At 50.5% G+C, this 12,435-nt stretch carries 8 protein-coding genes; all 8 read right to left on the reverse strand.

Features of this window, described 5'->3' with window-relative positions; translation table 11 throughout:
• Positions 1 to 60: 60 nt before the first annotated feature.
• The 8 genes from KQI_RS0107270 to KQI_RS0107305 all read right to left on the reverse strand — a co-directional run bounded on the left by KQI_RS0107270 (position 61) and on the right by KQI_RS0107305 (position 12,428).
• A complete protein-coding gene (locus KQI_RS0107270; protein WP_010346098.1) occupies positions 61 to 1,032 on the reverse strand; it encodes an ABC transporter substrate-binding protein in 972 nt (323 codons plus the stop codon).
• 97 nt (positions 1,033 to 1,129) lie between these two features.
• Positions 1,130 to 2,746 (reverse strand): AraC family transcriptional regulator, encoded by a 1,617-nt coding sequence (locus tag KQI_RS0107275; RefSeq protein ID WP_010346099.1) that lies wholly within the window; start codon positions 2,744 to 2,746, stop codon positions 1,130 to 1,132.
• 106 nt (positions 2,747 to 2,852) lie between these two features.
• Complete coding sequence (locus tag KQI_RS0107280; protein WP_010346100.1) at positions 2,853 to 4,928, reverse strand: IucA/IucC family protein; 2,076 nt, start codon at positions 4,926 to 4,928, stop codon at positions 2,853 to 2,855.
• 114 nt (positions 4,929 to 5,042) lie between these two features.
• On the reverse strand, positions 5,043 to 6,275 hold the full coding sequence (locus tag KQI_RS0107285; RefSeq protein WP_010346101.1) for a type III PLP-dependent enzyme: 1,233 nt from the start codon (positions 6,273 to 6,275) through the stop codon (positions 5,043 to 5,045).
• A 24-nt stretch (positions 6,276 to 6,299) separates the two neighbouring features.
• On the reverse strand, positions 6,300 to 7,061 hold the full coding sequence (locus KQI_RS0107290) for an HpcH/HpaI aldolase family protein (protein WP_010346103.1): 762 nt from the start codon (positions 7,059 to 7,061) through the stop codon (positions 6,300 to 6,302).
• A complete protein-coding gene (locus KQI_RS0107295; RefSeq protein ID WP_010346105.1) occupies positions 7,055 to 8,971 on the reverse strand; it encodes an IucA/IucC family protein in 1,917 nt (638 codons plus the stop codon). The genes KQI_RS0107290 and KQI_RS0107295 overlap by 7 nt, the downstream gene beginning before the upstream one ends.
• Positions 8,968 to 10,935, reverse strand: coding sequence for an IucA/IucC family protein (locus KQI_RS0107300; RefSeq protein WP_010346107.1), 1,968 nt, complete (start codon positions 10,933 to 10,935; stop codon positions 8,968 to 8,970). Before KQI_RS0107300 ends, KQI_RS0107295 begins: the two co-directional genes overlap by 4 nt.
• 23 nt (positions 10,936 to 10,958) lie before the next feature.
• Complete coding sequence (locus KQI_RS0107305; RefSeq protein WP_010346108.1) at positions 10,959 to 12,428, reverse strand: MDR family MFS transporter; 1,470 nt, start codon at positions 12,426 to 12,428, stop codon at positions 10,959 to 10,961.
• Positions 12,429 to 12,435: the final 7 nt, after the last annotated feature.

Raw genomic sequence — 12,435 nt, forward strand, 5'->3', positions numbered from 1 at the left:
ATGAGAGATATAGCCCCCTCACCCCTCTGCTGTATTTCCGGCTTGCTTTATGATATTTATTTATAATTTCAGATCATACAATGTATAAAGATCATCCAGCATCAGATTTGCGCTTAAATAGCCACCGGCCAGATTCCAATTCACTTCATTAACCTTGAAAATGCTCTTTTTCTTGTATGCATCAAGGTTTTTCCACAAAGGATGGTTTGTCCAGGCCTCATAATTTTTTTCAATCGCAGCCTGATCCTTACCCGAGTTAAACACGAACAACGTATCTGCATTCATGTCAGGTATGCTTTCCTTGCTATTGACTTTGATTCCCCATTTGTCCCCTTCTTGCTCAGGAGGGCGGGTGAAACCCAGCTCCTTCAGGATCTGTCCTGCGAAACCCATATAATAAATACGCGCATGGTCTGCCCGGAAATTAACGATGGATGCCTTGATCGGCAGGCGATCACCCATTTTCTTTTTAAAGTCCGCTACACGCTGATCCCAATCCGCGAGCAACTGTGCTCCCTTGTCCTCCTGATTCAACACTTGTCCGATCAGCTTCACCGTATCTTTCCACTCATATAGCTGATCAACGGCAACCGTAGGTGCGATTTCCGACAATTGCTGGTACGTCGCTTCGTTACGGAATTTGGTTGCAATGATGACATCCGGCTTCAGCTTATAGATTTCCTCCATATTCGGCTGTGTCTCCAGACCAACTGTCGGAATCCCTTCGAGATCCTTTTTCAAATAATCATACACCGGCTCGTTTCCACTCGCCTCCACAATCCCCACAGGCTTTATACCATAGGCGATCATAACATCGTTGGCTCCGTTATACAGCGTTACGACCCGCTTGGGTGTACCCTTAATTTCGGTTTTACCCAAGACATGCTCGATGGTGCGTACGGAGTCAGTTGAGGCAGCTTCTGGCGCTCCACCGCCATTCGTACCCGCACCTCCAGCACCGCAGCCTGATAAAAGCAGGAATACAACCATGAGTGCAACCCATATACTCCCTTTACTTGATGCTCGAAACATTTCTCTATTCCCCCTATTTAGATCGCCAATAATGATATTCATTCTCATTATTAATTATAAAGAGGGGTCTTATCATGACCATGGACGTTAACGTCCTTTATTTGGACGAATCAGACAACAGCAGCTCTAACGATTTGTCCAATAACAGATCGTGAGACAACGAAGTATAGCATGTATACAGGTGCCTGCTATCACACATTTGGTGTACGGCCCCATTCCGTACCGCCTTTAGCTGCTGCCATTCGGGAGAGCGCCACAGAGCCAGACACTCCTGCTGAATCATTTGTTCTTCACAGGCGTTGCCATAATGGCGATAACACGTCAGCAGGATGCGGTCTGCATCAAATTCACTCAGTTCACTCACCGTTACCTCACGGTAATGGGCGATATTCTCGACCCCCGCAGGCATCGCCAGCTTCAAGTCTCCATACAAAACCGATCCCACATTCCGCTGTCCATACACACACATCTTCTGGTTCCCCACCCCAACGATCAGCACGCTCTCCCCACCGAGCTTTTGTCTGACCTTTCGGGAAATCCGTTCTGCTTTTGTTTCATATCGCTCCAGCCATTCCACCGCTTCCGCATCCTTGCCGACAATACGGGCAATCGACTGAAAATGAGTACGCCAGCTTTGGAAAAAGGGTACGGTGACGGTGGGCGCAATCTGCTCATACATTTTTTCCTTTTTTGATTTCTCAAAATCCCTGAATTCACAGGTTAAAATCAGCTCAGGCCGGGCCGACATCAGCTTTTCCAGATCGGGCTGAACCTCACCAACTGATATCGTGTTGCAAAAGCCTTCGGTGACAGGGTAAGCCTTGTTAATCACCGCCGCATACGGCTCTATGCCTAGCGCAATCAAATGTCCGGTTAACAGATGCTTGAGCGAAGCGATTTTATCCGTATATCGAATCGTATTGACGTAGGCTGAGGGGGAGCGTCCCGTGGCGGCTTTAAATTTACGGCTAAAATAGAACTCATCGCTAAAGCCGACACCGTGAGCAATTGTGCGAAAAGAATCACGAGTGAGCACCAGCGCTTGCTTCGCGTGATTCATACGAATGTCTGTCAAATATTCCATCGGGCTTTTGCCGGTCATTTTTTTGAACATACGCGAATAATAATCAGCACTCATTCCTGCCAGCTCTGCCAGCTTGTCCCGCGTGATATCGGAAGCGTAATGCTGCTCCATGTAGTGGAGTGTCAAGGTCACCGCCTGCTGCACGTCCGGCTTCTGATCCCGGCTCGCATGCTGAAACAATGACATCAGCATTTCCTGAAATAAAATATTGGCCTTCATTTGGTCCCATATCCGATCACAATGATGCTTCTTCTTGATTTCCTCGACCCTGTCCATCACAAAACGGAAGTGGGGAATGTTCCATTCTTGTGGCCCTATGGCCTCTGCAGGTATGTAACAGTCCAGCTCCCCCGACGGCTGTAATGCCAGAAAACGGATGACATAATAGTCTACCGGAGCGCTGGACAACAGATGGAGTTTCATGACTGCGCCAGGAGCGAGCATAAAGCCCTTTTGACGGTAAAGAGGATATGTCATTCCATCAATGACGATATCCCCTTCCCCTTCATTGAATAATAACAACGTATGAAAAGACGTTTCTTGCCGGGAGGAAGAGCGACCAGAGCACACATGCTGAATATCTTGCAGTTTATAAAGAAATGAAGTAAAGGATTGATCCTGCGTATTCATGGCTCTCAGCCTTTCTATATATCGATCATGATTCTCAATTCTATGAGAACTCTTTTCATTATATATAGACTGAGTCGGATTTTGCAAAATGGAATTGCGCTCAAGCTTATAAAGGATCTAAATTTTTAGAATGAGCCATTTTCAAATGATAAAACGGGTTCTGTATACGGCTTTGACCAGACGGCATACTGCCAGGTACACCAGATTGCTCCAGCAAAGGTTTAACCAGCAGCTTGAGCGGCCACTCCGGATTTTCAAATATCATTTGCTTGATTTCCCGGCGAACGTCAGCCTTGAAGGGCACGCGGTGAATGGCGTCCTCCAATTGTTGCCTTAATACAGACCACAGGGACGGTTCGTCTATGCCATAAATATCTGAAAGTGTATCTATAATCGCATACAGATTGACTTGAATGCCCAGCGTTTGCAGGTAGAATAGCAATTTCTTTGGTGTTTCATTGTACAGGCTATTGGAATAGCCAGGTCGGATTTGGTATTCAGGATCGGCAATCCCATGCTCTGTCAGCCAGGGTAGATGCAGACGAACAGAGTCATGGTCGCGCAGCAAAATGTGTTCGATCTTTCCGTTTTTCCAAACCAGCACACAGTTTTGTCCATGGATCTCAGGCATGAGCCCGATGCGGTACAGACGCAACATGATTTCAAAAAACGTCAGGCATACTTCACCGAATAGCTGTTTTACCGAAGCTGCCGTGTCAGGAAGCCCGCGTTCAGCAGCCCATTCCCGGAAAAAATAATGCTGCCTTGCAGCCAATGCAGACATGGGAATGAGGCGAACGGCAGGATCATGGATTAATTCGTGCGGATATATCCGCTCCATCGCCGCCAAGTGCCGGGGTGGATCGTCATACAGGCTGCCATTTTGCGGCATATAAGCCCACCAGGAGCCTTCATCACATAAAAACAAGCGCTCCTGAAGCTGCGGGTCACGTGCTTTGGCTTGCTGCAATAAGGCTTGTCCGCGATCCCCGTTAATCAGCTTCACAGCAGGCAAATAACGGGATGCTCCCAGTGAAAACACACTCAAGGGCAGCTTCACATAATTAGGACCGCCATCCTTCGGAGACAAGGAGCGTACAGACGAGGTCGCCTGAAAGGCTCCAGCCTTTACATCCAGCGGAATCCACACGTTGTCTGCCTGCTCGGCGTGCAGATGCTGGGGCAGCATATGCGTGAGCTGCCACGGATGAACAGGTATCGCGATATAATCCGCAGACAGTCCGCGTTCCTGCATCTCCTGCTCTACCAGTTGACGTGCGGAGCTGGACAGAAGAAGATCGTCAGGCTGTTGTCCAGCGTATGAACGTTGCATGTTCGCTTCAGCTTCGGCTGCTGTTGCTTCTGTTTCTGTGTCCGTAAAATGAGGCCCCTGTGTGATGCCCACTCCGGTCATAATCGCGTCCTTGCGAAGTGCTACCCAGCTTAGCGTGATATCCTGTCCGAATTCAGCAATATATTTTCGATAGTCCTGCTCGTTCAAGCCTGTTTTAGCCTTGGATACGGGGTGAAAAGGGCGATCACGCAACGAGGAATACTGTTCCAGACGTTGAAAAGCCTCAGCGGGCGATATCCCCAGAATATTGTCATCCGCCAGTCCACTATCCAGCGACCATGCGGTTTGTTGAATTGTCTGCTCCAGTAGCTGGACAAACCGCCCCACTCCTTCCTGGCGACGATACTCCTCGTCCAGACATTCCTCAATTACACGCTGCATCAGCGTCACCGGATGAAGCCATGTGGCATGGAATTCTTCCCCCTCTGGCTGCCGCTGAATTTCGTACACTCCACCTGACCGCAGGTAGCGATAGGGCTGAACCACCGCAGCGTGTACAGGGAATAGGATACTGTGCTGCTGCTCCCGATCCACCCACCAGCGGTAAAGGCTAATCGGGCCGCCATTTGCAGCCGTATCCCTATTGGAGTCAGCAGCTTCATTCTCCCTAAAAGAAAACAAGCCGCCTAATTCAGACTGAACGCTAGCATAGTCGTTTTGCCATTGCGGGACAGACAACAGCTCAACATCGGCATGCTCCCAAAACCCTTCTGCCAGCAGTGTATTTACAAGATCCTGCATAACATGGCTTTCAGCCTGCTTTTGTCTGTACAGACGCGTTGCTTCTTCGGATGAAAGCACAGAGGTCGTACTTAATGTGGACTTCATACGGATCATTCCTCCTTCTTCATGTTTGTGCTGCTTTGATCACCTTAATAGCCTCCGGGACAGTGGCAATGGGAAGCACACTCTCCGGCTACGCAGTGGCATTATAGGTAACTCTCAAGTTCGGTTTATATAGTAGAAACGCGGATGGGGATGGCCGAGGAAATCATGATGCGAAATCGTCCAGCCGTAGGCCCCGGCAATGTGGAACAGCAAAACGTCTCCGATCCGCAAGTGCTCTACATGCACCTCGTGTGCAAGCACGTCCTTGGGGGTACAGAGCTCGCCTGCAATCGTCACCGCTGTCTGTCGCCGCTCGGTTCGCGGGAAGGGATATGGCCAATCGTCAACAGCAATTACCTCAAACGGCTGATTATGCTGCCACGACACCGGCAAACGAAAGTGGTGGGTTCCCCCGCGAATAATGGCGTAATGCTGATCATGATTGGTTTTGAGATCGATCACTTCTGCGGCATAATACCCGCAGTGCGCTACGATGTAGCGCCCGGATTCAAAAATCAGCTGGATGCCGGGAATTCGGTAGTCCTCCCACACTTGCCGCAATTCCTCCATAAAATCATTCCATTCGAACCTGCGCTCCAGATCGGTATACGAAATGCCGAAGCCGCCGCCTGCATTCAGATAGCGGATGGATAGCTCATGCTCCTGAATCCAGGTCTGCACGCATTGCAAATACGTAGCTACCATACGGGCGTGCAGCCGGGCATCCAGATTATTGGAGAGGGAATGCATATGAAAACCCTCCAGCTGCACAAACGGCAGGCTTTGAACAAGTCGGATTGCTTCCGGCACTTGAATTTCGTCTATACCAAATTGAGTAGGCCGACCAGACATCGTGATGCTCGCCTCTGGCAAAGCACGTCGCAAATTAACACGCAGCAAAATAGATACGTGCTGCTGTCTGCGTTCTGCAATCCAGCCGATACGCTGCAACTCGTGCAAGCTTTCGGCATGAATCAGCAGCACATTCCGCTCTAGCGCTTCCTCGATTTCAGCGTCCTTTTTCCCCGGACCACCAAATATAATCGGTACGTCGGCTGATACTTCACGGATCGTGCGAATTTCTCCAATCGATGCCGCTTCAAAGCCCTTCACAATGGGAAGCAGGCTGGCGATCAATTGAGGATCGGGATTGGCTTTGACCGCGTAAAATAAACTGCAATCATCAGGCAAGCTGCTCACACAACGTTGTGCCCGTTCCCTCAGTGCGTCCAGGTCATAGATATAGGCGCATACGGGTTGCTGCTCTCGTTCCCACTTTTGCTGAATAAGCTTTTCCACATACGAAACGACCTGCCCTCCAGACCATGCTGTAACAAGCTGACTCATGTTCATCCTCCTTTATGTTGAGAACTAGTATAGGTCAGACCTTCTTGCTTGCAAGGCGCGAAAAGCAATTCCCCGCTCATCACCCAGCACGAAGGCATGAACCCCTTGTTCTATCCATGCACCGTATTCCCCAGCCTTTCGTGGAATGGCACAGTACGGAACCTTCGCTTCCCGCGAAGCTTCAAAGACCCGCTGTAGACCCTCCCGCACAATCGCCGCATCGGTCTGCCATGGCACACCGTATGATTGCGATAAATCTGCGGCTCCTTCCAGCACCATGCCAAGGCCTGGTACGGATAAAATATCTGTAATACGCTCCACGCCCAGTTCGCTCTCAATCATCGGCACCAGCATGATCTGATCATTGGCCTGCTTCATGTAGTCCACCAAATTTCCTTTGCCAAATGCGGCAGGCCTGCCACTGTTCAGGCTTCGCTTGCCCTCCGGGCTATATTTTGCAGCCTGCACCAGTTCCTCCATCTGCTCCCTGCTCTCCACATGCGGAACGACGATCCCCTGTGCTCCGCTGTCCAGCACCCGTAATATGACCTTCGCATCGACCTCGGGTACACGCACCAGAGGCGTGATTTGTGCGGCTTCCGCAGCACGGATCATATGCTCTACAGTCTCGGGATTGATCATGACATGCTCCATATCAATGATGACAAAGTCATATCCGGCATGTCCGATCATTTCGACTGTAAGCGCCGCCGGGATGGAGGCAATCAGGCCGAATACCTCTTGCCCTTTGCGTAGCTTCTCCTGAAACCGATTGATCGTTAGCATATGGACTCCCGGTGTGCATACAACGGATTGATCCCTGGCTTGAAGTGAAGATCCTCATCCCCGAGCAAACGTCTTTTCATCAATTCTTCAATCTGTACGGTCGGGGCAAACAAGTCAAACAGACGGAACCGTTCCTCATGCTGAGGATGCTGGCGCTGATAATTATGAATAACCTGCGCAGACATCTGCCAAAATCGCTGCTCGTCCAGTTGATAATGCTCGGCAAGGAACATCGCCAACTCGGCGGCTGCAATAAAGAAAAAAGCGTCGTAAGTAAAGTCGCGCACATCCTCCGGATTACTCGTTTTAATAAACGAATTGCGGTTAATGCGGGCATGACTTGGCGGCTCAGGATGAAGATCGGGACATTGATCCGGCTCCGTCAGATGGTTCACGGAAAACCGGACGCCATCATGAAAATCTTTAAGTGCCACCCGCGTCGGCTGTCCATTACGGTGAAGCAAAATTATATTCTGACCGTGAGATTCCATACCAATCCCATGCGCATACAGCATATGAATAAGCGGCGATATGGTCGCCTCCAGCACCCGGCGGGTCCAATCCTCTACCCCGAATTGCTGTATCCATGGATCAATGAGCGGAACCCCGTTCTTTTGCACATAACATAATCCGTTAAAAGGGATCGCGTCCTCATCCGGCTGCAAATAGCCGTGAATGCTTTCCCGCCACACCGTGCCCAGCGAGCCGTACGTTTTTGCCTGACGGTATTCGGGCAACTGCTCGTAGTCAAATGTGATACCCAAAACCTCACGCAAAACAAAAAATCCCTGTTGAGCGGCATATTCATCGTGCTCCAGCAGCCTGTGCAGCCAGTCCGTGATAAGCGCCCCGTTCAGCACGGTATGTCCAGCCATGATCCGGCTGGTCGAGGTGTTCGTAATACTAAGCGACAGCTTCACATAAGCGCGCTCCGGTGTCGTTCGGTTGGACAATGTGCGGATCGACTGCTGCGCCTGATATACATCGCTTGCTTCACCGAGCCATATGATCTGCTGATCCGCCAGCTCTTGATGGAACCGGGGCAAAATGACCTGTTGCCACTGCCACGGATGTACAGGCATGAGCCGATAAGCCTCTGGTTGCTGACCGTAGCTGGTCAACAAGGCTTGGAAGCGTGCAAACTCGCCTTCTCCCAGCTCCTGGCGAATAAATGCTTCATCATCAATCGCCTGCGATTGTCCCGCCAGACTGTGGCTTTTGGCAATGGCTAGCCACAGTGGACGGATCAGCTGCTTGAACTCCGGACCATACAGCTCATTATCTGTCAGCGTGAATCCAATTCTGGATTTATAGCATGGATGATACGGATGGCCGTCTCCCAAATTGCCTTCCAGCTCATCATATCGACGCTGATCATCTGCGAGAGATGGCGCTGTCAAATAACTTTGCGCCTGTACATCCTTGAGCAAAGTTTGCTCCAGCTCTTCTATAAAGCGTTGAAGTCGCTCTCCCTGCTGTGCAGCGCTGAGGACTTCGTTCGCAAATTCAGCCAGCGTGGCCGTCGTTTCACCTTCGTCCGTCCCCAACCGTATGACCGGAACACGAGCCAGCTGAATGCGCCCAAAGCTGTGCATTCGTTTTCCGGCAGCGCGGTATTGAACGGGCTGCCCTGTAGTGTCCTTGCCGTATAATATATAATGCTGGCAGCCATCTTCCACAGCATCGCCGCAAGTGTCATAAGGCAAAATTTCTTCATATAACAATGCCTGAATCAGTTGTCGGATGATGCGTTGCTCCACCTGTGTAAAGGTATCTGAGCGAAGCGCTTGAATAAAGCGCTGAGTGGTCGAAGCGGTGCCAGAGGATGTTGCAGAAAGATTGCTTGTGGACAAGTTTTCTGAATTGTTAGTTCCAGAATTGTTAGTTCCGGGAATGTTCGTTATCGTCATGAAGTCACCTCACGAATCTGAATTGGATTAGGAATCGGGATAAACGAAGGTGTATCCCCTCTGGATTGAAAGCAGCTTATAAAATTGGCTTTGGCGGGCAGTGCAGGATTAGTCAATAAATCCTGGATATAGGCGGCTAGACGTACACGAGCGTCTGAATCTTGCTTCGAGTCTGTTTCCCGCTCCTGCTGTACTTGCACTTCATCCCGTGCTTCTAGTTGTTCCTGTAATTGCTCCAACACCTTGCGGACCACTCCCCAATACTCCTGCTCACTATGCTGTTGATGAACCGCAAGAGCATGAATCAAAGCACCCAAGTGATTCACAAAAAAATAATAGCGGGTACGCAGCCACGGCTCTTCTGCACCATATAAGACAGGACTATCCTCAGAGATCAGTGAACCGACCCACCCGGCTTCCTCGGCCTGTTCACGCACAATACTCACACCCTCCAAATCACGTACATAGTAGCATTCCGGCCATCCGTCCTGAAGGGACAGAAGCGAATTTTGCACATGGGCTTCGAAGGCGATCCCTTTCACCGCAAGCAAACGCAGCATGGGGACCATGGATATGTGGAGATACCGTTCCAGCCAAGCTGACAGGTTCGGCTGCTCTCCAGCGTTACTCGAAGAATGGTCCCGAATCACTCCAATCAGCCGTGGTTCCTGTTCGCCCGGCAGCGGCTCCAGCAAGGAAGCCATGACATAGGTTGATTCAGCGTTCAAGTCCATCGGACGGTAGAGAACTGTAAACTGGTCCGACAGCTGCCCCAACTCGTGAACCGCTGCTGCTCCTTCTTCTAGCGCCACTGGACCAGACTCCTGTCCGGCATCATATTTTGCATCCGAACTTCCCGCCCATTCTGTCTCGTTATTCGGCTTGAAGCATACACGGCTATAGCCCGTTTCTGTCAGCACCTTGAAGGCTTCGGATTGGATATGGGATGACCATTCGGCTGAAAGATCATGGATGACCTTCGCAGCATCCAAGGTACGCCGAGCCTGTTCCTGCGTATTATCGCGCACCAGATTCGTAATTCGGACATGCAACGGCAGCTTGTAGCCATTTCCGGTTTCTACATTCCATACTGTTCGTATTGAAGAAGTCGGATAAAAAGCAGGACCCAGCGCTCCCATAGGAATCAGCTGCCGCTGTCGTATCAGGCTTTGAATATACGGTTGCCGCAACACATGCTTGGCCTGCCAAGGATGCATTGGCAACATACAATAGTGTTTCAGTTCCTCTCCCCATTGGTGCTGAGCATGGAGCCGCACAGACGGGTCGATGGCGTCCCTGCGATACTCTTCACCAATCCATTCCTCCTGTACGTTATCCTTATGAACCGCAAAATAATACAACTGAAACACCGCGCTCATCTCGGGACTGTATAATGGAAGCTCATCATCGGCAAAACCCTCCGTGCTTTTCGGAAAAGGATGAAAGGGATGCCCGATCAGCAAAGACTGTTCCGAGCGTACATACGTCAGACGAGCTTCTTTACTTGAGGATTCGGTTCTGCTCTCGCTTGCAAGCTTCAGATGCTTGCCTATAAAAAGCGTCATTTTGTGCAAACTGTTGCGAATACGCTGCTTCATCTTTTGCTGCTCTGCTTCCCGCTGCTCGGGATTGGCGTGGTAGCCCAGCTCGTCCAGCAGCCATTGTATGATCTCATCCATCTCAAGCAGTCTGCCGGCTCCTTCTTCCTCCGCCTCGTACCATTCTCTCCCATACACATGTTGTCCGGTCGCAGAAAAATGAAGCAGCGTACCTCTGACCTGTCGCCCGGTCCGTGGCAGAATCACCCTCATATCCTGTGTCACCGCATCCGCTCTCGGGTCAAATTGCTGCGTTTCCCGCAGATAGCTGTTAACCAAGGCTCGCAGTGTCGCTTGTTCCGCCCATATTCTGCTCTTGGATCGTTCTTCAGCGGCAGCGGAAGCCTCCTTTGATTGTGTCAGCATGTATTTATTCTCTCCCTTCCTGTTCAAGCTTTAGGTGCAGACGCAGGTGCTTTCACTTCCGAGGTATCACGGGATGTACGACGCGCTTCTTTTTCAGGAAGGAATGCGGGTGGCTTGAGGAAAAAAGCGGCGGGAATCGTGAGTAAAATGAGTATGCTCATTCCAATAAAGCCTTCCCGGATCGCTTGCAGCGTCCCCGTTTCCACCGAATAGCCCGCTACCATCAGTTGAGCCTTGCGAACCTCAAAATAAATCGAAATGACAACCATTCCAAGCGAGGAGGTCAGTCTGCGCATTACATTATTCATCGCCGAGCCTTGAGCTACAAGCTTATCGGGAATCGCATTCAATCCGGCGGTGGTGGCAGGCATATTGGACAAGCCCAATCCAGCTCCCCGCAGTATCATAAGGACAAAAATAACCCAGAGCGGTGAATGGAGCTGGAGCATACCGAGCATCGCCGTAGCCGCACACGTAAGGATAAGCCCAGTGCTGATAATCCCTTTAGGCCCCTTGCGATCCAGTTGCTTGCCTGCAAGGGTGACGAACCAGCCTGTGCATATAGCAGAAGGCAAAAACACAAGGCCTGTCATCATAGCGTCACAGCCATATACTTGTTGAACCAGCATCGGAACCAGAAAAATGCTGCCAAACATCGCAATCGCCTGTACACTCGCCACAATCACGCTGAGGCTGTAGGTAGGTATTTTAAAAATGTGTACATTCAGCAAGGGCTGTTCCTTGATCAGCTCCATTCGTACAAACACCACCAGCAAAATCGCTCCAGCAAGGAACAGCAGCATATGCAGCGGGTCAACTATATCTGCCGCCGTCGTTGTCCTGCCCAGCGCAAACAGAATGAATCCCACCCCTAAGGTGATCGTTATAAATCCGCTGCGATCAAAGGTGCGAGACAGATTGCCACGCGTGGCGGTCAAGTAGCGTATTCCCAGCAGCAATCCCAGCAACCCGGTTGGCACATTCATAAGGAAAAGTACCTGCCAGCTGCTGAGCGACAGAATGACTCCTCCAACTGTAGGCCCGAGCATCGGGGCGGCCATAATTGCAATTCCCCATATTCCCGTAACCCTGCCGCGTTCCTCCTTGGGAAAGGCTTCAAAAATCAGCGCCAGCGACAACGGAATCATCAGTCCGCCCGCTATCCCTTGCAGTCCACGACAAATGATTACAGCAGTAAGCCCCCTTGATATCGAACCGAGTAGGGAGCCTGTAACAAAAAGTGCAAGTCCACTCAGGTAAATTTTCTTTTTTCCAAAGCGATCCGCCAAATACCCGGTTAAAGGCATGGTCATCCCCATCGTGATTAGAAAAATGGTAATGAGCCAGCTCGCCGTAGCAGCGTTCGTATCGAACACCTTAATAAAGGATGGAATCGCCGGATTCAGCGAACTGTTATTCAGCAAAACCGTAAAGGTGCCGAGCATCACCGTGATGACGACCTTCCATTGATTAGCAACAGCATGGTTTTTCATCCCGCAG

The organism is Paenibacillus peoriae KCTC 3763 (assembly GCF_000236805.1).
Taxonomy (GTDB): domain Bacteria; phylum Bacillota; class Bacilli; order Paenibacillales; family Paenibacillaceae; genus Paenibacillus; species Paenibacillus peoriae.

Coding starts and splice junctions, on each gene's coding strand:
- KQI_RS0107270 (WP_010346098.1), bottom strand. CDS start 1,032: ATGTTTCGAGCATCAAGTAAAGGGAGTATATGGGTTGCACTCATGGTT.
- KQI_RS0107275 (WP_010346099.1), bottom strand. CDS start 2,746: ATGAATACGCAGGATCAATCCTTTACTTCATTTCTTTATAAACTGCAA.
- KQI_RS0107300 (WP_010346107.1), bottom strand. CDS start 10,935: ATGCTGACACAATCAAAGGAGGCTTCCGCTGCCGCTGAAGAACGATCC.
- KQI_RS0107290 (WP_010346103.1), bottom strand. CDS start 7,061: ATGCTAACGATCAATCGGTTTCAGGAGAAGCTACGCAAAGGGCAAGAG.
- KQI_RS0107280 (WP_010346100.1), bottom strand. CDS start 4,928: ATGAAGTCCACATTAAGTACGACCTCTGTGCTTTCATCCGAAGAAGCA.
- KQI_RS0107295 (WP_010346105.1), bottom strand. CDS start 8,971: ATGACGATAACGAACATTCCCGGAACTAACAATTCTGGAACTAACAAT.
- KQI_RS0107285 (WP_010346101.1), bottom strand. CDS start 6,275: ATGAGTCAGCTTGTTACAGCATGGTCTGGAGGGCAGGTCGTTTCGTAT.
- KQI_RS0107305 (WP_010346108.1), bottom strand. CDS start 12,428: ATGAAAAACCATGCTGTTGCTAATCAATGGAAGGTCGTCATCACGGTG.